Origin of the sequence: Pseudomonas frigoris, assembly GCF_047758635.1 — a bacterium.
Classification (GTDB): Bacteria; Pseudomonadota; Gammaproteobacteria; order Pseudomonadales; family Pseudomonadaceae; genus Aquipseudomonas; species Aquipseudomonas frigoris.
In genome coordinates this window covers 4,998,904-5,024,410 of the sequence record NZ_CP180479.1, presented here as the reverse complement: position 1 = coordinate 5,024,410, position 25,507 = coordinate 4,998,904, and the positions used below count along the sequence as shown (strand labels likewise).

The 25,507-nt window shown below is 56.6% G+C and carries 21 protein-coding genes, 1 tRNA gene and 3 pseudogenes; 7 read left to right on the top strand and 18 right to left on the bottom strand.

What is annotated here, in order from left to right:
• Window positions 1–563 precede the first annotated feature (563 nt).
• From ACMXYH_RS23080 to ACMXYH_RS23070, 3 genes are all read left to right on the top strand, one after another.
• Window positions 564–1,769 (top strand): acetyl-CoA C-acetyltransferase, encoded by a 1,206-nt coding sequence (locus tag ACMXYH_RS23080; protein WP_415765067.1) that lies wholly within the window; start codon window positions 564–566, stop codon window positions 1,767–1,769.
• A 32-nt stretch (window positions 1,770–1,801) separates the two neighbouring features.
• Window positions 1,802–3,946: a 3-hydroxyacyl-CoA dehydrogenase NAD-binding domain-containing protein gene (locus ACMXYH_RS23075; RefSeq protein ID WP_415765066.1), complete on the top strand. Its 2,145-nt coding sequence runs from the start codon at window positions 1,802–1,804 to the stop codon at window positions 3,944–3,946.
• A gap of 95 nt (window positions 3,947–4,041) precedes the next feature.
• Window positions 4,042–4,770, top strand: a complete 729-nt coding sequence (locus tag ACMXYH_RS23070) for an amidotransferase (RefSeq protein ID WP_129442553.1) — start codon at window positions 4,042–4,044, stop codon at window positions 4,768–4,770.
• A 109-nt stretch (window positions 4,771–4,879) separates the two neighbouring features.
• On the opposite strand, the gene ACMXYH_RS23065 is transcribed toward ACMXYH_RS23070, so the two are convergent.
• The 3 genes from ACMXYH_RS23065 to ACMXYH_RS23055 form a co-directional block, all read right to left on the bottom strand.
• Window positions 4,880–5,851 (bottom strand): magnesium and cobalt transport protein CorA, encoded by a 972-nt coding sequence (locus ACMXYH_RS23065; protein WP_415765064.1) that lies wholly within the window; start codon window positions 5,849–5,851, stop codon window positions 4,880–4,882.
• A 161-nt stretch (window positions 5,852–6,012) separates the two neighbouring features.
• The gene (locus ACMXYH_RS23060; protein WP_134421810.1) at window positions 6,013–6,735 is read right to left on the bottom strand and encodes a 1-acylglycerol-3-phosphate O-acyltransferase; all 723 of its coding nucleotides are present in this window, start codon (window positions 6,733–6,735) and stop codon (window positions 6,013–6,015) included.
• A gap of 214 nt (window positions 6,736–6,949) precedes the next feature.
• A complete protein-coding gene (locus ACMXYH_RS23055) occupies window positions 6,950–7,639 on the bottom strand; it encodes a crotonase/enoyl-CoA hydratase family protein (protein WP_129442561.1) in 690 nt (229 codons plus the stop codon).
• A gap of 64 nt (window positions 7,640–7,703) precedes the next feature.
• Between ACMXYH_RS23055 and ACMXYH_RS23050 the strand changes: the two genes are divergently transcribed.
• Window positions 7,704–7,853 carry a hypothetical protein gene (locus ACMXYH_RS23050; protein ID WP_415765061.1) on the top strand — a complete coding sequence of 50 codons (150 nt, stop codon included), beginning with the start codon at window positions 7,704–7,706 and terminating at the stop codon, window positions 7,851–7,853.
• Between the two features lie 93 nt (window positions 7,854–7,946).
• Window positions 7,947–8,036, top strand: a tRNA-Ser gene (locus ACMXYH_RS23045).
• A gap of 22 nt (window positions 8,037–8,058) precedes the next feature.
• Here ACMXYH_RS23045 and ACMXYH_RS23040 read toward each other — a convergent pair.
• From ACMXYH_RS23040 to phbB, 5 genes are all read right to left on the bottom strand, one after another.
• Complete coding sequence (locus tag ACMXYH_RS23040) at window positions 8,059–8,280, bottom strand: hypothetical protein (protein ID WP_415765060.1); 222 nt, start codon at window positions 8,278–8,280, stop codon at window positions 8,059–8,061.
• Window positions 8,281–8,348: 68 nt separating this feature from the next.
• Window positions 8,349–8,615: a hypothetical protein gene (locus tag ACMXYH_RS23035; RefSeq protein WP_129442564.1), complete on the bottom strand. Its 267-nt coding sequence runs from the start codon at window positions 8,613–8,615 to the stop codon at window positions 8,349–8,351.
• Window positions 8,616–9,044: 429 nt separating this feature from the next.
• Complete coding sequence (gene phaC, locus ACMXYH_RS23030) at window positions 9,045–10,748, bottom strand: class I poly(R)-hydroxyalkanoic acid synthase (RefSeq protein ID WP_415765059.1); 1,704 nt, start codon at window positions 10,746–10,748, stop codon at window positions 9,045–9,047.
• Window positions 10,749–10,919: 171 nt separating this feature from the next.
• Entirely contained in the window at window positions 10,920–12,098 is a 1,179-nt protein-coding gene (locus tag ACMXYH_RS23025; RefSeq protein WP_415765058.1) for an acetyl-CoA C-acetyltransferase, read from the bottom strand.
• Between the two features lie 64 nt (window positions 12,099–12,162).
• Complete coding sequence (phbB, locus tag ACMXYH_RS23020; protein ID WP_415765057.1) at window positions 12,163–12,909, bottom strand: acetoacetyl-CoA reductase; 747 nt, start codon at window positions 12,907–12,909, stop codon at window positions 12,163–12,165.
• Window positions 12,910–13,178: 269 nt separating this feature from the next.
• Here phbB and ACMXYH_RS23015 point away from each other — a divergent pair, with 269 nt between their 5' ends.
• Complete coding sequence (locus tag ACMXYH_RS23015) at window positions 13,179–14,288, top strand: AraC family transcriptional regulator (RefSeq protein WP_415765056.1); 1,110 nt, start codon at window positions 13,179–13,181, stop codon at window positions 14,286–14,288.
• Between the two features lie 237 nt (window positions 14,289–14,525).
• On the opposite strand, the pseudogene ACMXYH_RS23010 reads toward ACMXYH_RS23015, so the two are convergent.
• Window positions 14,526–14,879: pseudogene (locus ACMXYH_RS23010) on the bottom strand (DUF3141 domain-containing protein); the annotation flags it as partial.
• Window positions 14,880–15,129: 250 nt separating this feature from the next.
• Here ACMXYH_RS23010 and phaP point away from each other — a divergent pair.
• Window positions 15,130–15,693, top strand: a complete 564-nt coding sequence (phaP, locus tag ACMXYH_RS23005) for a TIGR01841 family phasin (RefSeq protein WP_415765055.1) — start codon at window positions 15,130–15,132, stop codon at window positions 15,691–15,693.
• Window positions 15,694–15,728: 35 nt separating this feature from the next.
• Here the strand turns inward: phaP and ACMXYH_RS23000 are convergent.
• The 9 genes and pseudogenes from ACMXYH_RS23000 to ACMXYH_RS22960 form a co-directional block, all read right to left on the bottom strand.
• Window positions 15,729–16,007: pseudogene (locus ACMXYH_RS23000) on the bottom strand (PHB accumulation regulatory domain-containing protein); the annotation flags it as partial.
• Window positions 16,008–16,316: 309 nt separating this feature from the next.
• Window positions 16,317–18,689, bottom strand: a complete 2,373-nt coding sequence (locus ACMXYH_RS22995; protein ID WP_415765054.1) for a TOTE conflict system archaeo-eukaryotic primase domain-containing protein — start codon at window positions 18,687–18,689, stop codon at window positions 16,317–16,319.
• 365 nt (window positions 18,690–19,054) lie between these two features.
• Window positions 19,055–19,321: a hypothetical protein gene (locus tag ACMXYH_RS22990; protein ID WP_415765052.1), complete on the bottom strand. Its 267-nt coding sequence runs from the start codon at window positions 19,319–19,321 to the stop codon at window positions 19,055–19,057.
• Window positions 19,322–19,556: 235 nt separating this feature from the next.
• Complete coding sequence (locus ACMXYH_RS22985; protein WP_415765051.1) at window positions 19,557–19,931, bottom strand: hypothetical protein; 375 nt, start codon at window positions 19,929–19,931, stop codon at window positions 19,557–19,559.
• Between the two features lie 33 nt (window positions 19,932–19,964).
• Window positions 19,965–20,360, bottom strand: coding sequence for a hypothetical protein (locus tag ACMXYH_RS22980; protein ID WP_415765050.1), 396 nt, complete (start codon window positions 20,358–20,360; stop codon window positions 19,965–19,967).
• A 477-nt stretch (window positions 20,361–20,837) separates the two neighbouring features.
• Window positions 20,838–21,065 (bottom strand): annotated as a pseudogene (locus ACMXYH_RS22975) (integrase domain-containing protein); the annotation flags it as partial.
• Window positions 21,043–21,402 carry a hypothetical protein gene (locus tag ACMXYH_RS22970; RefSeq protein WP_415765049.1) on the bottom strand — a complete coding sequence of 120 codons (360 nt, stop codon included), beginning with the start codon at window positions 21,400–21,402 and terminating at the stop codon, window positions 21,043–21,045. The pseudogene ACMXYH_RS22975 and the gene ACMXYH_RS22970, both read right to left, overlap by 23 nt.
• On the bottom strand, window positions 21,386–22,786 hold the full coding sequence (locus ACMXYH_RS22965; RefSeq protein WP_415765048.1) for a YfjI family protein: 1,401 nt from the start codon (window positions 22,784–22,786) through the stop codon (window positions 21,386–21,388). The genes ACMXYH_RS22970 and ACMXYH_RS22965 overlap by 17 nt, the downstream gene beginning before the upstream one ends.
• A gap of 1,016 nt (window positions 22,787–23,802) precedes the next feature.
• Window positions 23,803–25,047, bottom strand: coding sequence for a tyrosine-type recombinase/integrase (locus tag ACMXYH_RS22960; RefSeq protein WP_415765047.1), 1,245 nt, complete (start codon window positions 25,045–25,047; stop codon window positions 23,803–23,805).
• Between the last annotated feature and the right edge of the window lie 460 nt (window positions 25,048–25,507).

Here is a 25,507-nt window from a genome sequence, read left to right as displayed (position 1 = left end):
GCTGGCCCGGGTAGCGAGCCAGTCACATTTTTAGAGGGCGATATAAAACCTGGCGCCGTATTTTTTAATGACCGACTAGCCGATCACCTTGGTCAGGTTCGGCAAAATCAACAACAGCGTAGTGGCGAAAAGAATGAGCCCGGCTTGACGTACTTTCGATTGTTTGAACATGGCTTGACCGCCTTTATTGTTATTTCCTGATGCCTGCCTGCATTTCTCCATGACGGCAGAGCGTTGCACTTCCTGTTTGACGAGCGCCTCGGCAAAACCCGACGACAACTTCGTACAAGTTCACCTTAGAGCCCGCGTCACGCTTGGTTTAGATCCATTTCGTATGGGCTTCACATAAATTGCTCTTAAAAAGGCATGAGGCCTATTGCCAGCTTCTTGGGCGCCCGTTTGCTAGACAGCTTGGTGTCCTGAATCGGTTAATTCGGTCGTTGCCTACCGTCCGTCTGAGCGTGACCGTCAACGTCTGTGAGCACTGCGGTCATTGAATCCAGGGCTGCTCGGCCTAAGGTAGGAACTCTGAATTTACTCCCCTGCCCAGGTTCGAGAACGTCATGACTCAAGCTTTTATTTTCGACGCGTTACGCACTCCCCGCGGCAAAGGCAAGGCCAATGGCGCCTTGCACAGCGTCAAACCGGTGAACCTGGTGGCCGGGCTGCTCACCGCGCTGCAACAGCGCACGTCCCTCGATACCAGTCAGGTCGACGATGTGGTACTTGGCTGCGTGACGCCCATCGGCGACCAGGGTTCCGACATCGCCAAAACCGCGACCCAGGTGGCGGATTGGGACGTCAGCGTGGCGGGTTTGCAGATCAACCGCTTCTGCGCCTCGGGGCTGGAGGCGGTGAACCTCGGCGCGATGAAAGTGCGTTCCGGCTTCGAAGACCTGGTGGTGGTCGGCGGCGTCGAGTCCATGTCCCGCGTGCCGATGGGCAGCGATGGCGGCGCCTGGGCGCAGGACCCGGAAACCAGTTTTCACAGCCATTTCGCCCCTCAAGGCGTGGGCGCTGACCTGATCGCCACGATCGAAGGCTTCAGCCGTCAAGACGTCGATGCCTATGCGCTGCACTCCCAGCAAAAGGCTGCGCGGGCAAGGGTCGACGGTTCGTTCAACAAATCGCTGGTGCCGGTGCAGGACCAGAACGGCATTATCCTGCTCGATCACGATGAATTCATCCGCGCCGGATCAACCATGGAAGGCTTGGGCCAGCTCAAGCCGAGCTTCGAGATGATCGGGCAAATGGGCTTTGATGCCACCGCGCTTCGGGTCTTCAGCCATGTTGAGCGGATCAACCACGTGCACACGGCGGGTAACAGTTCCGGGATCGTCGATGGCGCGGCGCTGATGCTGATCGGCTCCGAAGCCAAGGGCCGGGCGCTGGGTTTGCAACCGCGGGCGCGGATCGTCGCCACGGCGGTCACCAGCACCGATCCGACCATCATGCTCACCGGTCCCGCGCCGGCCACCCGCAAGGCACTGGCCAAAGCCGGGCTGCGGGTTGAAGACATCGACTTGTTCGAGGTCAACGAAGCTTTCGCCTCGGTGGTGCTGAAATTCATCAAGGACATGGCGATCGACCCGGACAAGGTCAACGTCAACGGCGGCTCCATCGCCATGGGCCACCCGCTGGGTGCCACCGGCTGCGCAATTCTCGGCACGTTGCTCGATGAACTGGAAACCCGGCGCCTGCGCTATGGCCTCGCGACGCTGTGTGTCGGTGGTGGCATGGGCATCGCCACCATCATCGAACGCCTCTGAGCCCCGACCGACTTCAAGGAAGCACTTTCATCATGACTGAAGCCATTCGTTACGAAAAAGGTCAGGACCAGATCGTTGTCCTGACCATCGACATGCCGGGCCAGAGCGCCAACACCATGAACGCGGTTTACCGCGAAGCCATGGCCGCGTGTGTTGCCAGACTCGTTGCCGACAAAGACACCATCGCCGGCGTGATCGTCACCTCGGCCAAGAAAACCTTTTTCGCCGGAGGCGACCTCAATGAACTGATCAAGGTCGGCAAGCCTGAAGCCAAAGCCTTCTATGACATGGTGCTGACGCTCAAAGGGCAGTTGCGAACCCTGGAAACCCTCGGCAAACCGGTGGTCGCCGCGATCAACGGCACCGCGTTGGGCGGCGGTTGGGAAATCTGCCTGGCGTGCCATCACCGGGTGGCGCTGGACGATTCTTCGGTGCAACTCGGCCTGCCGGAAGTGACCCTTGGCCTGCTGCCGGGCGGCGGCGGGGTGGTGCGCATGGTGCGGATGCTCGGTATTGAAAAAGCCTTGCCCTATCTGCTCGAAGGCAAAAAAGTCCGGCCGCAGCAGGCGTTGCGGGCAGGTTTGATTGATGAGTTGGCGGCGGATCGTGATGAACTGCTGGCCAAGGCTCGCGCCTGGATTATTGCCAATCCTTCGGTTGTGCAGCGCTGGGACGTGAACGGTTACCAGATTCCGGGGGGCACGCCGTCGAACCCGCTAGTCGCGCAAATGCTGGCCATCGCGCCGTCGATCCTGCGCAGCAAAACCCAAGGCTGCCTGCCCGCGCCAGAGAAAATCCTCTGCGCTGCGGTAGAAGGTGCTCAGGTGGATTTCGACACCGCGCACCTGATCGAAACCCGTTACTTCACCGAATTGACCACCGGCCAGGTGTCGAAAAACCTGATCGGCACGTTCTGGTTCCAGCTCAACGAAATCAATGCCGGCAGCTCGCGGCCCCAGGGTTTTGCACCTTACGTGACGCGTCGCGTGGGCGTGCTGGGCGCAGGCATGATGGGCGCCGGAATCGCCTTTGTCAGCGCGTCGGCCGGCATCGACGTGGTACTCAAGGACATCAATCTTGGGGCCGCACAGAAGGGCAAGGCTCATTCGGCGGCGCTGCTGGACAAGAAGGTTGCTCGTGGCCAATTGAGTGCCGATCAGCGCGATGCAACGCTGGCGCGAATTCACCCCACTGAAAGCGATGCCGATCTGGCCGGTTGTGATCTGATCATTGAAGCGGTGTTTGAAGATCGCGATCTGAAAGCCAACGTTTCTTCGGCGGCGCAAAAAGTCGTTGGGCCGGATGCAGTGATTGCTTCCAACACGTCGACCTTGCCAATCAGCGGCCTCGCGACCGCCGTGCCGGATCAGAGCAAGTTCATCGGTCTGCATTTCTTCAGCCCCGTGGAGAAAATGCCCTTGGTGGAAATCATCAAAGGCGCCCACACCAGCGACGAAACCCTGGCTCGCGGGTTCGATTTCGTCCTGCAAATCAAGAAAACCCCGATTGTGGTCAACGACAGTCGCGGTTTCTTCACTTCGCGGGTGTTCGGCACATTCACGAACGAAGGCATTGCCATGCTGGGCGAAGGCGTGAGCGCGCCGATGATCGAGACCGAAGCGCGCAAGGCCGGCATGCCGATCGGACCTCTGGCGATCTCCGACGAAGTTTCCCTCAGCTTGATGAGCCATATCCGCCAGCAAACCGCCAAAGACCTGCAAGCAGAAAGGAAACCGCTGATTGAGCACCCGGCGTTCGCTGTGATTGACTTGTTGCTCAACGAATACAAACGTCCGGGTAAGGCTGGAGGGGGTGGTTTCTACGATTATCCGGCCCGTGGGCAGAAGCATCTGTGGCCAGAGCTGAAAAGCCGTTTCGAGAAGGCTGACGGGCAGATTTCGCCGAAGGACGTGCGTGATCGACTGTTGTTCGTGCAAGCCATCGAAACGGTGCGCTGTGTGGAGGAGGGGGTGTTGACCTCGACGGCGGACGCCAACGTCGGCTCGATCTTCGGCATCGGCTTCGCCGCCTGGACCGGTGGCGCGCTGCAATTCATCAATCAGTACGGCGTGAAAGATTTCGTCGCCCGCGCCCAGTACCTGGCGGAGCAGTATGGCGAGCGATTCGCACCTCCTGCGCTATTGCTGGAGAAAGCGGCTAAAGGGGAGGCGTTCTAGGGGACGGATGACGCATTCCGGGGCTTGCCTTGCCACTGTGTTTCAAGGCAGGCTCTGGGGTGTGCATTATTCCCATCACGTGTCAGGTATTTTTTATGTCGTTACGCATCTGCATTCTGGAAACCGACATCCTGCGTCCGGAACTGGTCGATCAATATCAGGGTTACGGGCAGATGTTCCAGCGTCTGTTTTCGCAGCAACCCATCGCTGCCGAGTTCACCGTTTACAACGTGATGCAGGGCGAGTATCCCGGCGAAGAGCTGACGTTTGACGCCTACCTGGTCACCGGCAGCAAGGCCGATTCCTTCGGCACCGACCCGTGGATTGAAACCCTCAGGGCTTACCTGCTGACCCGCTACGAGCGTGGCGACAAACTGCTGGGCGTGTGCTTCGGCCATCAACTGTTGGCATTGCTGCTGGGCGGCAAGAGCGAGCGTGCGGCCCAAGGCTGGGGCGTCGGCACCCACAACTACAAACTCGCCGCCAAGGCGCCGTGGATGAGCCCGGTGAGGGAAGAACTGACCTTGTTGATCAGCCACCAGGATCAGGTCACCGCGCTCCCGGAAAACGCCACGGTCATTGCTTCCAGCGATTTCTGCCCGTTTGCCGCGTACCACATCAACGATCAGGTGCTGTGCTTCCAGGGGCATCCGGAGTTCATTCACGATTACTCGCGCGCGTTGTTGGATATTCGTCAGGAAGCGCTGGGCGAGCAGATTTATTCGAAAGGTATGGCGAGCCTTGAGCACGAGCATCATGGCACTACCGTCGCGGAGTGGATGATGCGGTTTGTGGCGCATAAGCCAGAATCTGGGGCGGTTTAAAAGATAAAAGCTTCGCGAGCAAGCCCGCTCCCACAGTGGATCTCCGGTGTTGCAGAGATCATTGTGGGATCGGGTTTGCTCGCGAATGTCACAGGCACCTCGGTGATGGCTACAACCACCCAGACTTCTTGAAACTCGCCCACAAACCGACGCAACCAACCGCAATAAACCCCAACACCCCGAAATACCCGTAATGCCACGACAACTCCGGCATGTTCTGGAAGTTCATCCCGTAAATCCCCGCCACCGCCGTCGGGAACGCCAGAATCGCCGCCCACGCCGCAAACTTGCGCTGCACCACGCTTTGGCGTGACGCCTCCAGCAACACCCCAACCTCAATGGTCTGACTGGCAATGTCCGCCAGGGTCGTCAGGTCTTCCATCTGCCGTGTCACATGGATCTGCACATCGCGAAAGTACGGGCGCATGTTCTTGTCGATGAACGGAAAACTCAGCTTCTGCAATTCCTCACCGATCTCCACCATCGGCGCCGCAAACCGGCGCAAGCGCAGTACATCGCGGCGCAGGCTGTGGAGTTTTTGAATGTCGCGCTCGTTCAGGGAGCTACACATGACGTTGCGTTCCAGCTCATCGATCTCCGCATGGATCGCTTCGCCCATGGGCTGGTAGTTTTCGATCACGAAGTCGAGGATGGCATAGAGTACGAAATCTTCCCCGTGCTCCAGCAACAGCGGACGCGCCTCACAGCGCTGTCGGACATGGGCGTAGGACGCGGAGTGGCCGTTGCGTGCGGTAATGATGTAACCATTGCCGGCAAAGATATGAGTTTCGATGAACTGCAGTTTGCCTTCATGCCGGATCGGCGAATACGTGACGATGAACAGCGCGTCGCCGAAGGTTTCCAGTTTCGGCCGACTGTGTTTTTCCAGGGCGTCTTCGATGGCCAGTTCATGCAGGTTGAACTGGCGTTGCAGATTGAAAAGTTCCTGGGCATTCGGCTCTTCGAGGCCGATCCAGACAAAGTGGCCAGGCTTTGCAGCCCAGGCAGCGCCTTCGTCGAGGGTGATATTGGTGACTTTCTTACCAGCGCTATAAACCGCAGCAGCAACAACTCTACCCATGATAGTGATTCACTTCTTATTGGCAGCTTTCTATTAGCAAAGATGGCAGTGGCAGGCAGTCTCCAGCTTAGCCCTGTCTGCTGCTTGAGAGTCAGTGAAATCTGTTGAGTTCGCAGGCAAAAGCTCGCAGGCAAAAGAAAACCCGCACATGGCGGGTTTTTTTACGCGGCTTGCAGTTGCCGATCCATCGAAGCGATGCACTCGCGCATCTGCTCGCGGCACTGGGCTATCAGCAGCGGCATGTCATCCAGGCTCAATCCAGCCGTAGGAATCGCCGGTAACGAGCGGATCAGAATCTTCCCACTGCCCCAACGGTTCAATCGCATGTGTTTAACGTAACTGCTGACACACACTGGAACAATCGGCACCCCGGCGGAAATGGCCATTTGAAAGGCGCCTTTCTTGAACGGCAGCAACTCTTCGCCCAAGTTGCGTGTGCCTTCCGGGAAGACCCAGATCGAAGTGTCTTCATTCTGCAGCGTGTGGGTAGTGGTCAGCATCGACTGACGCGCTTTCTGCGCATTGCCGCGATCGATCAGCACATTGCCCGCCAACCAGAACAACTGACCAAACAGCGGCACCCACTTCAGACTCTTCTTGCCGATACACACAGTACGGCGGGGCACCACGTTACCGAACACAAACAAATCGTAGTTGGACTGGTGGTTGGCGATGATCACGCAGCTGTCGGGTTTATCCATCAGCGGTCCGACGTCAGCCTTCACCCGCAGACGCAAAATGCACATCGCCGGCCATGCATAAAGACGCGCGCACAAACGGCTGTTGTCCGGATTGAACGGTCGGCACAGGCCGAGAATCACCCCGAGCACACCGGCCAGAATAAAGTGCAGGCCCATCAATAACATACGAAACACAAACAGCATTTACAGGCCCCACCGGGACAAAAGGTGGCGCAGTGTACGGATGTGCACTGTTTTCGGCAATTGCCGCTATAGAGGTGGGAGATAGGCGATGTTTGAGCGCATGTTTCCGACTTATGGGTCAGATGCGATCTAGAGCGGTTGTAGGCTATTCAACAGAGCGCGTAAGAAAAAGCCCGACACGACGGTCGGGCTTTTCGGTGTGGCACGTTTGGGTTTAAACCAAAAAATCCTGATCCTCGATGATCGCGTTGTCCAGCCTCTCCAGCAGCGCTTTGCGCACTTTGAGCTTGGTGTTCTTGTGAGCGGTCATGTTGATCTTCTTCAACTGACGAGCCGCCGCCAGCGCCGCGCCTTGCAGCTCTTCGGCCGACACCACCAGGTCGAGGAACCCGGCATCCATGGCGCTCTGCGGATTAAACATTTCAGCGTTGATCACAGAGCGGTGGAACGCCGACTTGCGCAGACGATCACGGGCCAGTTCGATACCGGCGTGGTGCATGGTCATGCCGATCTGCACTTCGTTCAAACCAATGCTGAACGGGCCGTCGACACCAATTCGGTAATCCACCGACAACAGCAGGAACGCGCCCTTGGCCACCGCATGCCCAGGGCACGCGACGATCACCGGGAACGGGTGCGCCAACAGACGACGAGCCAGGGTCGAACCGGCAGTCACCAGCGCCACGGCTTCTTTAGGGCCGGAGGTCATCACCTTCAAGTCATAACCGCCCGACAGAATCCCAGGCGTACCGGTAATGATCACCACCGCACGATCAGTCACCGCCTGATCCAGCGCGGCGTTAAACGCAGCAATCACGTCCGGAGAGATGGCATTGACCTTGCCATTGCTCAAGGTCAGGGTCGCGATACCGTCTTCGAGATGGTAGGAAATCAACTCACTCATGACGCTATTCCTTTCAATAAAGTAGGGCAGACGTTACCCACCGCCGTAGGCAAGGTAAAGCGCCGTGACTGACCGCCCAGTCACCCTTTCCCCGCCCGGCAAGCGTCGCCCGCCACGCCAACCGCGCATTCCCCTCTATATAGAAGAGGGCGCGAAGCCGGAGATTGGCGGATTTGCCATGGACTGTAACCTGCTCGAACGACTAAAACGCTAAGCGCATGAAAATTCTGAAAAAAAAATTTGCCATCGGAAAAGCTTTCGACTACATTAGCGCGCCTCGACAGACAGAACATGTTTGACGAGATACGGTGAAGTGTCCGAGTGGCTTAAGGAGCACGCCTGGAAAGTGTGTATACAAGAAATTGTATCGAGAGTTCGAATCTCTCCTTCACCGCCACATTTAATCGTTAGAGCCCTGATTATTCGGGGCTTTTTCGTTTCTGCGGTTCTAAAAAAAAATTCAGCCCATACTTTGGCCCATACCCTGGACGGCTCAGTGCTTTGCGACCAAAGGCTGATTTTTCGACAGTTTCTAAGCGGTGTACATCATTCGACGCACTGTATTCCGTGATGATCCCCGCATCGTGTAAGCCCAAGGCATAGCCCTCTGCACGACTGGCTGATTCCAACACCAGGTGCATGAGGCTGCCTTCGATGATCTTGAGAGTGGAGTATTAGGCGGATCACCGGTAGCGATCCGCGAGAATGCTTACTCTGGCATTGTCCAGGATTGTAGCTTGTAGCCCTCCTGGCTCAACTCGGCGCGCACCTCTTCCAGCAGGCTTTCCAGCTGCGCCGGGTCGGAATAGGCACTGCTTGGAACCTGTTTGCGACAAATATGAGTGTTGGCCCGGTCGATGACGGTCAGGCTCAGTTCGCCATTACCGTCTTGCGGAGCCCAGGCGACGCATTGAAAAGGTTCGAATGCGTGGCCGGCAATCAAAAGTGCTTCGTTGATGCGGAACGGGGTGCTCATGGGTTGTCTCTCCTTGTACCCAAACAAATGATGTGCCATCGGGTGGGCTTACCGGTCGGCTGTTTATTAGTAGGGGGGCGGGTCACACGTAGTAATAATTTTGTTTAAACTTTATTTCATTCACAAAAATTAACCCGCGATTGTGAAAGTTGAATGGACGGTAGTAATTCATTAGGGAAACTCTGAAAAAGACTTCCAGATTTGGTGAAATTGTTGGCGCTGATTGAAAACTCACACACCCTGCCGATTGAAATTAGACCCAGGACGGATTGCTGATTTCGCAGCAGCAATTTCGAATAAACTTAGCAGCGTGCCGATCACATGAGTCGCGGAAGACCTGCTGCATGCAGTCATGCAGCAGGGCATTTCCACAACAACAGTCAAAATTGCTGGTCTTCCTCCGTACCCGCTCTGGCCCACAGCAGTTTTTCATTGCTTTACATAACTGCCTGGCGCCGGCTCCAGAGGCGGGAATTTGTCATTCCATATGTGCGGAACCGCTGGTTGGCGCTCGCCGGAGTGTCCCGCCAGCCAGTTGAACCAATCATTCCACCAGCTACCGGGTTGCTGCTCAGCATTCTTGAACCAGGTCTCCGGGTTTTTCGTGACCCGATTATTGGTCCAGTAATGGCGCTTCTGCTTGGCCGGTGGATTGATGACGCCGGCGATATGCCCTGAAGCTCCTAATACAAAACGCTTGGCCCCGGAGAGCAGGTTGGTGCTGGCGTAGGCGCTTTTCCAGGGCACGATGTGATCGTCATGGGTGGCGAGGATGTAAGCGGGAGCGTCAATTGCACGCAAATCAAGCTTGACCCCACAGCACTCCAGCTCGCCTGATTTCAAATCGTTCTGCAGATAGGTGTGGCGCAGATACCAGCAGTACATCGGCCCTGGAAGGTTGGTGCTGTCGTTGTTCCAGAACAGCAGATCAAGCGGGATCGGCTTCTGCCCCTTGAGGTATTTGTCGACGTTGTAGTTCCACCACAGCTCGTTGGGGCGCAGTAGGGAAAAGGTATTGCCCATGTCCTCACCACGAAACAGACCGATGGGACCATTCATGCCGCCGATGGTGCGCTCTCGATAGGTCACCAGTTCTTCGTCGACGAATATGTCGATGGGACCGGTATCCAGGTAGTCAAGGAACGTGGTGAACAGGCTCACGCTGGCGATCTCCCTGTCGCCGCGTGCAGCAAGTACTGCCAGCGCCGTGCTCAGCAGGGTGCCGCCGATGCAGAAGCCCACGCAATTGAGTCGCTGCTCGCCACTGATATCGCGGGTCACCTGCAAGGCGTCGATTACCCCGTGCTCAATCAGGTCATCCCAGGTGGTGCCAGCGTGTTCCTCGTCAAAGTTGCGCCAGGACATCAGGAATACGGGATGTCCCTGTTCCAGCAGGTGGCGGACCATCGAGTTGTCCGGGCGCAGATCAAGGATGTAGTACTTGTTGATCGACGGAGGTACGACGAATACCGGGTGTCGGTACTGGGTTTCGCTTTGCGGGTAGTACTGAATTAGTTGGAATAGGTGATTCTCAAAGACGATTTCGCCGGGGGTGTTAGCCAGATCGACGCCAACCTTGAAGGCGCCGCTGTCACACTGGCGCATTTTGCCTTCGTTCATGTCGCTGGCCAGATGCTGCATACCTGTGAGCAGGCTGGCACCTTGAGTCTCAACCACACGCTGGAGCGCATCAGGGTTACTGACCAGGAAATTGCTTGGCGCACTGGCGGCAATGGCTTGCTCCACCAGATAGCGCAGGCGTTGGCGCGGTTTTTTTTCGTCGATCAGCAACTTGTCGAGCAGTTTCAGGAGAAAGCTGGAGTTGAGCAGGTAAAACGCAGCGAGGGAGCCGAACTGTGGCTCGCTCCAGTTGCCGCTGGAGAAGCGTCGATCATCGAAGCTGAAGGGTTGGCCGGTCAGCAGTTTTTGGCCGAGTTGGCCCCATTGAACCTGGTAGTCCGCTTGAAGGCTGTCCAGGGTTTCGCGAGGTAACTCGAACCAGGCGCCGTGCTCATGCCCGGAAAACCACGGATTAGTGCTGACCCATAGGCGTAATTGTTGCACTGCAAAGGAAGCGATGAACGGAACCTGGCCTGACCAACAGGTTTTGAATGTATGCGCGTTGTTGTCCATAAAGTTCCTTGCCCATACAGATGAGCCGGGCAGAAAAAAAGCCGCGCTTTGCCGGACTCCGGCGTAGCGACGGCAGGAATGCGGGCAGCGTTGTCTGACGCCAACCTGACGCCAATCTGATGCGCGGAACAAGGTCCCAAGTCCGCGCATGGGCTACTCAGAAGCCGTTGGTTAGCGCTCGATAGCCAGGCCGACGCCTTGTCCGCCGCCGATGCACAAAGTGGCCAGCCCCTTCTTGCCGTCGCGACGGATCAGTTCGTGCACCAGCGACACCAGAATCCGTGCCCCCGATGCGCCGATCGGATGGCCAAGGGCGATCGCGCCGCCGTTGACGTTGACTTTGCTGGTGTCCCAACCCATCTCTTTGCCAACCGCCAGCGCCTGGGCGGCGAAGGCTTCATTGGCTTCGATCAGGTCCAGGTCCTCGACGCTCCAGCCGGCCTTTTGCAGGGTCAGGTGTGTAGCCGGGACCGGGCCGATGCCCATGATCGACGGGTCCACACCGGCGCTGGCATAGGCTTTGATGCGTGCCAGTACCGGAAGGCCGAGCGCTTGTGCTTTAGCGGCGCTGGCCAGCAACAGCACGGCCGCACCATCGTTGAGGGTCGAAGCGTTGCCGGCAGTCACGCTGCCGTCTTTCTGGAATGCCGGTTTGAGTTTTGCCAAGGCTTGCGCAGTACTGTCGATACGCGGCTGTTCGTCGGTGTCGAAGACCAGCGGTTCGCCCTTGCGCTGAGGAATCAGCATCGGGGTGATTTCGCTCTGGAAACGCCCGCCCTCAATGGCTGCGGCGGCCTTCTGTTGCGAGGCGGCAGCGAAGGTATCCTGTGCTTCACGAGAGATCTCGTACTTCTGCGCCAGATTCTCAGCTGTGATACCCATGTGATAGTCGTTGAAGGCGTCCCACAGGCCATCCTGGATCATGCTGTCTTGCAGTTGCGCATGGCCCATACGCAGGCCGGTGCGTGCCTTGGGCAGAACATAGGGGGCCAGACTCATATTTTCCTGACCGCCAGCGATTACCAGTTCCGCGTCGCCGCAACGGATTGCCTGGACGGCGAGATGGACCGCCTTGAGACCGGAGCCGCAGACCTTGTTCAAGGTCAGGGCAGGCGTGGTGTGTGGCAAACCGGCTTTGATCGCTGTCTGGCGTGCCGGGTTTTGCCCAGCGCCGGCAGTGAGTACCTGGCCGAGGATCACTTCATCAATTTGAGCAGCATCGATACCCGTCTGCTTCAGCAAGCGGCGAATCACTGCGGCACCCAGTTCGGTCGCGGGAATTGCAGACAAAGCACCCTGGAAACTGCCAATGGCGGTACGAGTAGCGGCAACGATTACGACTTCGTTCATGCGTGACCTCATCGAAAAGACAAAATTCGTCGAGCAAACCAGGGCATTCCTGCCCTGATCGGGGTTATTGCATGTTCATGCCGCCGTTTACCGAGAAATCGGCACCGGTGCTGTAGGCAGACTCATCGGAAGCCAGCCAGGCCACGATTGAGGCGATCTCTTCGGGTTGGCCAAGGCGACCGACCGGAGTTGCAGCGATCATGCCTTCGAGAATGTCCGGGCGAATTGCCGCGGTCATGGAGGTCTGGATGTAGCCTGGGGATACGGTATTGACGGTCACGCCCTTGCCGGAGACTTCCCGGGCCAGTGCCATGGTGAAACCATGAATGCCAGCCTTGGCGGCGGAGTAGTTGGTCTGACCGAACTGGCCACGCTGACCGTTGATCGAGGAGATATTGATGATCCGCCCCCAACCGTTGGCCAACATGCCTTCAATGACCTGCTTGGTAGTGTTGAACAAGCCCGTCAGGTTAGTCCCAATCACGCTGTTCCAGTCTTCCGGGGTGAGCTTGCGAAAAGAGGCGTCGCGAGTGATGCCGGCGTTGTTGACCAGCACATCGATCGGGCCGAATTGTTCACGAGCCATCTCGAAAGCCTTGCGGGTGGTCTCCCAATCGGTGACGTCGCCATAGATGCATTCGAACTGATAACCCGCCTCCAGCTGGCTGGCAATCCAGTCGTTCTTGCGGCTGGAATCAGAGCTGCAGCCGACGATTACCTTGAATCCTTCCTTGTATAGACGTTGGCTGATTGCCGTACCGATACCGCCCATACCGCCCGTTACTACAGCAATACGACTACGCGACTCCATACTTCTACTCCATTTTTTTTACGCTGTAGGAGAGAAGATTGTTGGTTATCGACGGGCCGTGCGGAAGTGTTTGAAGGTGACGTTCTCCTGTCCTTCGGTGCCACGCGGGGAGGTGCCCGCTGGCAAAAAATGAGGAGTACCTATACTGGGATCAATGTTTGAAACTGAAGGGATAGTTAATATTTCTGCAACGTAGTTGAAATATGTTCAACGCATGTCAGTATCGGCTTCGGACAGGACGTTCGGTTCCATTGGTCATTGAGGACGCCATGTATAGAATGAGTTCAGGTTATGCCAGCATGCTGGCGAATACGTTTTTGGCCCAAGGACTGGACCTTGACGGTCTGTGCCAGGAGGCGGGACTGGATGTCGAGTTCGTGAGTAAACCAGGAGCATTCTGCGAGCGAAGCGTTATCTATCGTCTTTGGGACTTGGCTGCTCAGGCTTCGGATGATCTGAATATCGGTTTGAAAGCCTACGGGGAATTCCATCCCAGTAGTTTTCAGATCGTGGGCTACACGATGATGTCCAGTTCGAATCTGAAAAGGGCGCTTGAACGTCTGGTTCGTTTCAGCCCGTTGATCGGTACCGGATTCAGCCTTTTCCTTGTCCATGAGCAGCAGCATTACCGATTGGCCAGTCTCGATCATCAGCAACATGGCTCGGTCAAACCCCGGCAATACACGGATGCAGCCTTGGCTTCGCTGCTGGGTTTCTGCCGTTGGCTGGCAGGTGGCAAGTCACCGCAACCGTTGAGTGTGGAGTTCACTTATCCCGAACCTGAAGACACGTCGGAGCATCAGCGGCTTTTTGGCTGTCCGCTGAGTTTCGGGGCGGCATATGACAGCATCTTGTTCGATGGCCAGGAGCTTCTGAGTCCATTGAGCATGGCCAACGAGGCGTTGGCCACACTCCATGACAGTTTTGCCGAGGCTCAATTGGACGTGTTGTCCGGGTACTCTATTGTTGGCAGGGTTCGCGCGCTGATTAACGAGCGCTTGAGCCAGGGGCAAGGCCGATGTGATATGGAATCGATTGCGGCGGCACTGAGAATCAGCAAGCGAACGCTCCAACGAGGCCTTGAAAAGGACGGCACGCAATTCAAGGATGTCCTGAATGATGTGCGCCGGCAGTTGGCCGACTTCTATTTACGCCATTCTCATTTCAACATGAAGCATGTGACTTACCTGCTCGGCTTTCATGATCACAGCAGCTTCCATAAGGCATGCACCCGTTGGTTCGGTATGACCCCCGGTCAGTATCGAACCGACGATTCGTTGCTTGTGCTCGAGGAATTCGCGCCTGTTCGACTCATGAACCCCGTCGGTTTGCGCAGAGATCAAAAGATCGCAGGCTTCGCCGAACGGATGCACCGCTAATCCCTTGTGAAGGGTCATTGAGGCTTGGGGCCTGTTGTCCCTTTGCTCGCTTTGCGCTTCGGGGCTTTAACTACGATGGCGGGAGCGGGCAGTGGTGTGTCTGCGGCGACAGCGTCACTGCAAGCGGAAATGGCTCCGAAGGGGTCTCCTGCGGGATGACAACTGTTTCACTGGGTGGTTGGGTCAGGCTGAAGCCCGGCAGCGGGACTTCGAGCAACGCTTGCAGTTCACGCCAGAATTCGCCTTCAGCGGGAGATCGGAGTCGGCGATCAGGGTTTCATGATCGAACTTGAGCAGCAGTGGATACCCGGCGCGTTCATGGGCCTGCGTATTGTCGCCGCGCTGGCGCAGGGTGTCCCAGAACAGCAGGCTGCGTTGGCCGAGGTCGGTGAAGTATTCCTGCCAGTCAGTGGGCGTGGGTTGTCTGAGTTGACCCCACTTCAGAGGCGCGAGGGTTTTTTCCTGGCGCTGGCGCAAAGCATCAAGGACGTTCAGGGTAATGAGGTGCTGCAGATGACTCAGGTGTTCGAACAGGCCGCGTTGAGAGGAAGATTTTTCATATTGCGATGCAATAATATCTTCCTGGCCCATGGTGATCACCTGGCGTTATGCATGAGAAGCAGCTGCCTGCGCCTCATTAGTAAAGAGGGTTTGGCTGGCTGTTCGATGTTAGGAGTCTATAGCGAATAGAGGCAGGAGAAGAAAGATTTTTGTGCGCTGCACAAAAAATCATTGCTAAACGAATTTGTGCGCTGCAATATTAAGGCTAACGCGATGACCGGCAGGATCGCTATCGCGTCCTCGGGCCCATGTAGGCCTTCCAGTATCAGGAGATTCAAGCATGTCTTTTTTTAACTCGGAAAAATTGCAAGACGCTCAGAAAGCCAACCTAGACCTCCTGCAGCAAATCAGCGGCAAAATCTTCTCCAGTGTTGAACAGTTCAGCCAATTGCAGTTCAAGACATTGCAGGCCTCCACCGAGGAGCAGTTCGACGGCTTTCGCAAGCTGCTGGCAGTCCGTGATCTACAAGGGCTCGCTGAGCTCCAGACTTCTTTCACCCAGCCAAATGTGCAAGCCGAACGCCTGGTTGAGTTCAATCGCCAAGTGCAAGCGTTGATTGTCGGCACTCACTCGGAAATCGCCAAACTGACCTCGCGTCAGGTTGAGGCGGGCACCCAGCAGGTGCAAGAGTTCGTCGAAGTGATCAGCAAGAATGCACCGGCTGGCTCCGAGCCTGTTGTGGCTGCGTTCAAGTCGTCGCTGGCGAATGCCGGTACCGTTTTTGAAAGCGCACAGAAAGCCGTAAAACAGGCTGCTGACGTTGCCCAGAGCGGTTTTGACGCAGCGACCTCCGCAGCCGGTAAAACCGCTCCTGGTGCCAAGGCTACAAGCGGTAACAAGTAAGTCACATTAGAGCGGTTACACTGATGGCGATGGGTTTACTCCCCTATCGCCATTTTTTTCGGCCCGCCACCGGCACCTGGCTTGCCTGGTGGCATGCCGCCGAACAGGCCGAAGAGGTTCTGAGTGTTCAGGTAGAGGTTTTTTGACTGGTCGACATACTGGCGCATCAAATCCTGCATGACCGGTGCTTGCTGGTGCATGAACTTGCTCCAGGCTTCAGAGGACTGAGCGCCGGTCTGGGACTGGATGTCGATGACCGTCTGGATGCTTTTATCTAGGTAGCTGCCGAGGACGCTCTGGTAGGGACCGTAGAACACGTTAAACCAGAAGTCATAGGGTGCAGGCCTTGTGAAGTCTAGGTTTTGGTGGGTTAATTTGAGTCATACCCGGTTGCGTCATACCCGGTTTAGCGCCCGGTTTTGAAGCTGCATATGATTTTACTTTCTCAGCAGTTACGTTGCTCTCGGTGCGCTGAGGCATTTGATCAAATGTCCTCGTTCGTTTGCTAAGAGGATCTTGCTTGACGTGACTAACGGCGAAGGGCCGGAGTCGCCCCCACAGCGGCCGGTCATTCGTCTACGGAAGTGGAGGCGTTGAAGTGTCAACCGTCAACCACGTTAGAGTTAGAGTAGGTCCATGGTGGTCATGGAATCAGCCATGCGGTAGCCCATCGCTTTGTAACCCGCCTGGCGCTTATCCCACATCCTCATCAGCGCGACATTACCCTCGTCAACGAAGTCGATCACTCGCACGTCGGCCTTATCGGCATGTGATCGATGCAACCGCCCCGCATATTGCTGAAGGATTCCCTTCCATGAGATGGGCATTGCCAGCACCAGCGTGTCCAACGGCGGATGATCGAAGCCTTCACCTACTAGTTTTCCTGTTGCCAACAGCACTCGTGGAGCATCAGGGGGAAGGGACTCAAGCTCATGCATACGGGAAATCCGCTGTTTCTTAGGCACTCGCCCATGAAGCGTGAAAAGGTTATGCACGCGCTGCTTCAATTCTAATTCAAGGGCATCCACATGTTCTGTTCGCTCCGTTAGCACTAGAATTTTTCTACCCTCGTTGTACGCCAGCTCAATCTCCGAGACGATTTTGGCTGTCCGCTCAGAGTCGTCCACTAGATGCCGAAAAACGTCCTGAATCCCAAAGCCGTCGGGGACCACTATTGGTTTGGACAGCAATCGAGGCACGACAGAGAGGTCATGGGGCGCACTCGCTGGTCGAGCAGCAGAATGTCGGATCGGTCCGCACTGCATGAAAATAATGGGCTGCTGCCCATCTCGGCGCACTGGGGTTGCCGTGAGTCCCAGCACGTACCGCGCGGTCGCGCTCCTCAGTAGTGCCTCGAATGACACCGCTGATAGGTGATGACACTCATCAACGATGATCTGGCCGTAGTTTTTTACCTGATCGCTGATTTCGCCTTTTCGCGATAAAGACTGCATGACGGCAATGTCGATGATGCCGGTAAGCTTCGCTTTTCCGCCCCCAAGAGTTCCAACGACACCATTCCCGACTCCCAAGAACACCTGCAAGCGCTCTTGCCACTGCCTTAACAGTTCCGTCCGATGCACAAGCACCAACGTGTTAATGCCACGTGCGGCAATCAACGCAGCAGCACTGACAGTTTTACCGAAAGCAGTCGGTGCGCAGAGGATACCGGTGTCATGACTTAGCATTGCGCTGACAGCCGCCTCTTGGTCAGAACGCAGGGTTCCGAGAAAACTCACGTCGATGGTGTCGCCCGCGAAGCGTTCGTCTTTAAGAATAGGGGTAACCCCGTTTTCCCCTAAAAGCTCCAGCGCAGCATCCAAACAGCCACGTGGTAACGCAATATGTTTGGGGAAGTTCTGGGCACAGCCGATAATCCTTGGCTTGTTCCACACTGACATGCGCATGGCCTGAGCTTTGTAGAACTCGGGATTTTGAAAGGCAGCGAGCCGGACAAGCTGGTTTGCCAATGGCTGTGGCAATTCCGACTTTTCAAAGTAAATTAAGTTAGCCAGCGTGATGTTGACAGCAGCAGGCAACGGGCATGTCAATTTACGTGATCTCGATTCACGATCTTTCCAAGGTTCTGCATCACCTTCGTCATCGACATAGGCGACCCCTAGAGGGTCCCGATTACCCATCGCCTGGATAATAACGGGCTGGATATCTTCTGGACTCATGCGCTGAATCGATGCCAGGAAGGCCCATTGATCAGGATGAGGCTCAAGCGTGTCGTCTACAAAAACGCTGTTGTTTTGGGCCCTGGCCCGCTTTTGCAAAGGGAGTGCGATGAGATTTCCGAAGCCGCCCTTAGGCATATAGTCCTGATTTGGAAACAGTCGATCATAGGAGCTGAGCGCCAACTGCCGGGTGCGCTCACAGGCATGACTGATGATTGCGGCACCGAGGCGGCGCGCATCGCAGGCAGGAACATTACGCTCAAAGAAAATCCAGCCATGAGCCCCTTGGCCTGAGCGCGATATTTCCAGCGCCACCGGGACGTTCAGCTCATGGCATGACTGCACAAAAGCTTTGGAATCATCACGCCATTCGGCCTCATCGAAGTCGACCGCCAAAAAATAACAAGTGTCATCAGAGAGTAGGGGGTAGATGCCAACGACCACTTCGCCCGCCAGATGGCGATAGACCACCTCATCGGTCAGCGGAAGCAGCTGGCGGTTACCGCAGTCGCCACATTTAATTCGGGGCTTCTCACAAACGCCAGGCCTCCATTCGTTTGCGCAAGCGGGTGCGTATCCTGATTTTCCTGCCTTGCTTTCCCAGCGGATGGGATAAACGTCCGTCCTACCACGAAACAAGCTTCGGAATAGGGCAAGCTTTCCATCAGTATCGAGTTGCTGTGATTGTTCTGCTCGGAGAATCGCTATCTTGACTGGCTCAGCAGGCGGGCGCCATTCGATGCCATGAGCATCCAGCAAGGCAACCAATCTTGCATTTTCAGCCCTTAGCTTCGCCACCAGACTAGTGTCTATCACCGCCTTCAGCCTCTACGTCTCAGGTGAAGCCTGTAGCCTCGAGCTACAACCCTCAGTCCATCAGTAAAACATAGAGGTTATCAAACAACAGAGGTTAGGTTCAGGGGCTCAAGAGGTCCGTCCTAATCCCAATCAAATCGTTGGCTGGCTCAATCTGCCAGTGAGGGATACGGTGCCAGCCTGGCACTGCTGATGCTGAGAGCGATGGTTGATAAGCGCAGTGATACGACCAAGAAACCCGTCAAGGATCAGACGTACTTTCCACAGGCGAACCCAGGCAAGAGGCCGAGGGGCAAGGGCGGTAAAGGGAAAGACAGATGACCGGTGTGCAGTACGACGACGAGGGCGCCCATGGGGAGCGCCCTTTATTTTAAAAGGCGCAGCATGCCGTCAGCCTCGGCTTTTTTGAGTAGCATGTACATTTCACATAGGTAATTGAATTCGCTGCAACCCCCGGAGAGTTTTGCCGCGCAGGCTTGAGCCACTTCCACCGCAACAAGTTGAGCCTCTTTCGATAAAGAAAGGTAGGCGTCCACTGTCCAGTCGATATCAACGGCGCACATCTCAGTGTCGTCGCCAGCTCTAATCATGAGCTTAGTGCCGGATTTGAATTGGGCCTTGAGACGTTTCATGACCGCCTCATTGAAATAGTGTACGTTTTCGTTGTTCATGATCCGCGCCATCAAGTGCCCAAGGTTGCCAGGTCATTGTGACCCAATCGGTGGGATTCACCAGTGGCTTTGCTGCGGACTGCTCTCAGGCGTCGCCACGGTGCTGGACTGGGGGCGCTCTACGGTTTGTTCGCATGACCAGCGAGTGAGTACAGAAAAAGGGTACTTGGAGAGTGCCCTTTGTTTTGCCACTTGGTTACCGCCAGAGGCTGTAGACCAGCAGACCGAGGATCAGCCAGCCAACTTGGGTTGAGCAGCGCAAGCACAGATACCGCCAGGCTCTATCGAGATTGTGAAACGGGCGGTACGCGCCGTTGAGGAAAACACCGAGCGTGAAGATCGCACCGACCGCAACCCAGAGCAGCAGCCACTGGTCACGGGCGCCTACGATGAAGGCCATCGCCCCAAAAAAACCGCACGATATAGCAGCCACCACGGCCCCCGCGACTATGCCCTTGGGCGTCAGTCTCAGCGGTTCCTTTTCCGGTAGCAGTAGATCAACTGCCTTGTAGGCTGCGCGCTCCAGGTCGTATTCCCTGAGGTTGCCCTCGTCGTTCCTATCTGTGCTCATGATGCCGTCTCCGTCAGTACCACCTGGTTGGGGTTACTGCCCATCGTCTTCGGTCTCTGGGAGCGACGCTTGTTCATCTGGTTTACAGGGCCGTGGATCTTGCGCCACGAACCACGTCCTGTACGATTTGGCCATCCACTCATAGCCATCCGAGTAGCAATGAATTCTCTCTGGATTCCTCGGTGGCATGTAGGTGAGGAGCCGGGTTACCTTTGCCTCGGTATCGTATAGCGGGTTACCAACTACTAGTTCCCGCAGGGCCGGCTCGGCCCAGCACCGCAGTGTCTCAATGCGGCGCCACAGGTAGGTAATCTCTTCCTTGAAGTCAGCGATATCGTTGTCGTACCGCGCACGCCATGCTCTCCATTCGCTGCGCTCGGCTTCCAATTCCCGTTCCAGCTCCGCGCTGCTCCGGTTTAGGTTACTCATGATCGGACACCTCTGTTTTAGAGTAGTCGTCGGAGGCGGTGCCGTGGTCTATGTGCTGATCCCAGTCATCTGGGCGTTTGTCGCTCCAGTAGGTGGGCCGGCGCCAGCACCAGGCTTTGTACCTGGCGGTAGTTGCGTTGGGGTAGCACCTAACACTTCCATCGCATTCGCGTACCTGTTCGGGGTCAGCCTTCCCGGCACGATCCCGTCACAGTCCACCGCGATTGCACGCGCCATGCTCGCGTAACGGCCAATGTCTCTGTCGAAAGGCGGCAGTTGCTTATCCAGAAGTGGGCTGAGGATCTCTACCATCGGGTCAACCGACTGTTGTTGTAGTTCCCGTGCGGCCGCTGCAGCCGTCTCTTACTTTCGTTCCATGCTCGTCATCGTGTGTGACGTAACGTTTGAGAAGCAGTGGCCGAGCTTCAACAGGTTGTTCCTGCACCGAATCACCATTCACCAGAATGGCTGTCAGCCTGCTGAGTAGTCTTGCAGTGTCCGTTGATCGATCTGACGCACATCGTTGTAACCGGGGCCGTCCTCTGACCGACACCAACGCACGAACGCTTGCCAACGATCGCTATGCGCTTTGACCGTGGCGAAGTGGCCGCCGGCAAACAGTTCCTTGAGCGCTTGTGGGCCGGCGTAGCTCAGCTGGTGGCCAAAGCCAAAGTTGCGACTCTCACGCCGACCGATCAGAGCCATCTTCATCACCGTTTTCGTTTGTTTGTAGAAAGAGCAGCAGGGCTTTCCAGTGAGGGCTGAGCCTGTCCAGCTGCTGCCAGTGCGTCGGGCGGATCAGGAGGGCGTTCTCTTGGTGTTGCAGCAGTGCCCCTTCTTTCCACAGTTGCTCGATCAGCCGGGCGAGGTTGGCAGGCTCAATTGGTGGTGTGGCGACAGCGGCGACAGTGGCGACAACCCGCGTCGTTTCTGGCCTGGCGCGTGGCGACAGGGTGGCGACAGAGGCGGCGACACGCCGCGATTCAGGCTGCGATTGATGTTGCGCCTGGTAGCGGCGCACCGCGTCATTGAGGCGAAACATGGCGGACCTCGAAAGTTTTTCCGTCGCGGCTGCTCAGCCAGCGATGAGTGATCAGCACGACCAATAAAGAGGCGGTATGGTCAGTGCTCTTGCGGGCAAAACGAGGGCCGTTGCGATTGACGTCGCGGATGGTGAAGTGGGTCCAGCCTTTCTGCACCAGCCAGCGCAGCAGCCGATCCGCCTCTTCGCATCGGCTATTGACCGGTTCCTGTTCGGTCAGGCGCTGGATCTCGGCCAGGTAGTAATCCATCAAGGTGGAGGCGCGCTGGATGTGTGTTTCGTCTAACGCACTGGCCTCTTCAACCATGGCCATCACGCCCGCGATGCGCAGCACATTCGCCGCCGCTTTGCCTGCGGCAGGCTGGACGCCGGCCAGCTCGCCGAACTCGCCAGACTGGCACTCGATGGTGTCGTGAATATCGATCCAGGCCCGTCGGGCCCGGGCAGTCAGTTCCAGCGTGGCGGGATTGAGTGAGTCGTCCTGGTGAAGCGACCAGGGCTGTTGCAGCAGGGCGGTGATCCGTTGCTGGTAGCGCTGGACTTTGGCATCTCGGGTCAGGTCGATTGCCTTGTAGAGCCGCTGGCCGGCCAGGCGCTCGGGCCAACTGATCAGGCAACGGCCGAGGATGCCTTGGCCATTGATCACCGGGTCTTTGAACAGTTGGTTGGCCAGGTAGGGCTGCAGCATCAGATGCAGACTGAGGCGGCGGTCATAGGCGCGCAGGCTTTCTCCGGTCATGGAGCGCGCCCGGTCGATCGGGCTGCCATCCCACAGTGTCGACAAGGTGGTAATCGCCTTGAGCCAATTCTCTTTGCTCATGGTGCTGCTGCCCAAGAACTGGCCCCCTTCATCATAGAACAAGCCCATGCTGGGCAAGCCCTGGCACAGGCTTTTGACCAGGGCCTTAATGGTCGGCTCGGCAATGATCAATCTCGGCGGTACCGGCTCGGACAGCTCATCGCCTTCTGTATCTGCGTGTTTCTTTGAGGTTTTGGGTTTGACCGTGATGCTGCTGGCAGCGCGATAGGCTTTGAGCTTTTCCGCGTACAAGGTCCACTGCTGTCGTTCCCAGTCACGCGCCGCCTTCAGTGCCAGCTGATCCACCGCGCTTTTGCGATCCCCCGAGGATGCCACCGTCAGTAGGTAGAGGGACAACGGATAGGTTCGGCCATCGAGTTGGACATTGGCATGACCCTGGCTCACCCGGGCCGCGCTGGCCAGCACCGATTGTGCAGCCATGGCGCAGGGCACGCCGATCACCTCGGCCAGTCGGTCGACCGCAGGGCCCAACAGTTCTCCGAGTGCTTCGACCGGGTAGGGCAGTGGCGCCTGCTGGTACTCCAGCAATGGTTGTGGTGGCTCGAACGCTTCGCACAGTTGCATCGCTATTCTCCTGAAGTTATCGACTTCGTCCTCACTCTTCCCGCCACGGTTGTTGAGTGTTATCAGGGATCAAGGCCCCTGCGACCTGTGAGGGTTGTCCACTAACGCGGGACTGGCGGCTCCTTACGACCGGGAGCTTGGGCACCTCATGATCTGGCCTCCTGAACACCGATAGAGGTGGGCGGGTGGAGGCTGCACTGGCTGACGAAACCAGCGCCGCGAGATCCTGAGTCGGGTGAAGGCAGGGATGCGATGATCGGGGCATGCCTGACTGTCAGTCAGGTGCAGTCCATTCCTTAGGCTGCGGCACCATCATCTGCATCGCTGTTGCTGGTGACTTCGGTGTTTGTCACGCCGATTGTCACGAGGGGGAATGCCGCAAAGCCTTGTACAAGTTGGGCTGCAGCAGCGGTTGGAGCGCCCGTCTCTTTCCGGGAGAAAGAGACGGGCGCAGGTTGGCGCAGTGAAATGACCAAGCAGAAAGGTTGCTGCAGGGCAGCTGGGTAGGGGGATGTATTTGTTGCAATGGCAATGATCTGAAGTAGGCATCCATCACTCGGTGAGTGACCGTGCGAGCCACCGGACGCTCATCGCACTTTGGGAGAACCACCACGGTGTGGCGTAGCCTTAAAGGTTCTGGCTACCTGGGTGCTGTCGAGGACAGCGCTTGTACGATTCTGGTGTAACGCTCGCTCTGCTCGCGGTCAACAGCATTTTGTGGGCGACTGTTGCGCCAATCGGTAGCGCTGGAAGACCTTGGAGGCCGGTGGCTTTCCATGGCCGGGTGGTCGTTCGTCGGTTTTTAATGTGAGCCCACGCGGACGGGAATGCGGAGCCTTCCCGCTCGCGTGGGCTTAGCCGAAAAGGCCCCACGAGCGAGGCTTGCAACGGCGACAGTCGCCACTTCTGTCGCCATGCTGCAAACCAGGTATTACGCGGGTTGTCGCCGGTGTCGCCGCTGTCGCCATCCTCCATTCGATAAACGAGGTGAGATGATGGCTTGAGCATCTCGCTTCTCATTCAATAGTATTTGCTGCCGCATGCCCTGTGGCATATCGCGCCCAATCCTCCATCAGTATTCGCCGCTTTTCAAAAAGATCGCCACGTCGATAAGCCGCCTCTACCGCATTCTCTACGGCGTGCGCGAGCGCCTGCTCACAGACCTCCCGAGGATAGTGAGTAACCTCACTCGCCCAATCCCTGAAAGTCGAGCGAAATCCATGCGTCGTGAGATCGTCCCGCTTCATCCGACGCAATGCCATCAACATCGCCATATTACTCAGAGGCCGCTTTTTGCGAGCCCCCGCAAATAGGTGATTGTTTCCTTCAACGCGAGGAAGCCCTGCGAGTAAATCCAATGCCGCTTTTGATAGAGGCACCCGGTGTTCCTTCCCCGCTTTCATCCTCGGCGCAGGAATGGTCCATACCCTTGCTGCCACATCAATCTCTGCCCACGTAGATTCAAGCACCTCACTGGTTCGGCAGGCAGTCAGGATGGTAAAGCGCAATGCTTTAGAACTCAGATCATTTACTTTCTCAAGGGGCGCCATGAAGGCGGGAAGCTCTGTCCACGATATTGCTGCATGATGCTTCACCCCACGCACTTTTGCGCGAGGTGGTAGCAGTTTGTCCAGGTGTCCACGCCATCGAGCGGGGTTTTCTCCATCACGCAGCCCTCTGGCCTTTGCTGCATCGAGTACCAGTTCGATGCGGTTTCGCAAACGGCTGGCGGTTTCGGGTATTACTGTCCAAATCGGCTTGAGGATTTTCAGCACATGCTCAATGCCTATTTCCTGCGTCGGAAGATCGCCTATGGTCTTGAACGCATAAGTAGCCAGAGTGTTCTCCCACTGCTGAGCATGCTTGGCATTTTTCCAGCCTGCTCTGTGGGCAGCGATGTAGTCGAGAGCAACTTCTTTGAAAGTGATTGCTTTGGCCCTGGCTGCATCCTGAACTAAACGTTCAGCTTCTTTTTCCAGCCGTTGCCGTTCCATCTCCTCATCCCGACTGGTTAGCGGATCGACGCCTGACTTGCTCAGCTTTCTGGCTTCTGCAGCTTTCTCACGAGCTACCGCAAGGCTTACTTCGGGGTGCCTGCCCAGTCCCATGTCTCGGCTCTTGCCAGCAAGCTTGTAGCGGAAGATCCAGCTTGCGCCACCGGTACGGCCGAGTTTCAAGTAGAGGCCGTCACCATCGTTGGTCATTCCGGGTAACCCTGATCTGACTATTTTTTCTACCGCTTTCGTCGTCAGAGATGCCATCACTCACTTCCTATTTGAAAGGATGATGACTCAATCTAAATGAATGCCAGCCCATACTCCAGCCCATACCTTGGACCCTGGCTTTTCGTAGTCATGCTTGGACCATCAAAGAAAAAATATACTGCAACTATATGTTTTTATGGAATTTTTATAGAAGTAATTAAACGTCTATGTACTTCTAGAAACACTAAAATGGCGGACTCCTTCACCGCCAAATTCGATGTAACCAAAACCCCTGATTTCGAGAGAAGTCAGGGGTTTTGTGGTTTCTGGCGTCTGGATTTTGTGGATGGCAAGGTTATTGACCCACGCCCATCGGCGAAGACGCTTCCGAAATTCATGTAGGACGGCTGATAGGCATGTGGGAAGTAATGCTGGGAAGCCAGGTAGTTGGGTGCTTTCATAGGTCCAGCACCTGACACGAGCCGTTTCGTGAGGGGTATTCGCTTTGCGCCTTTAG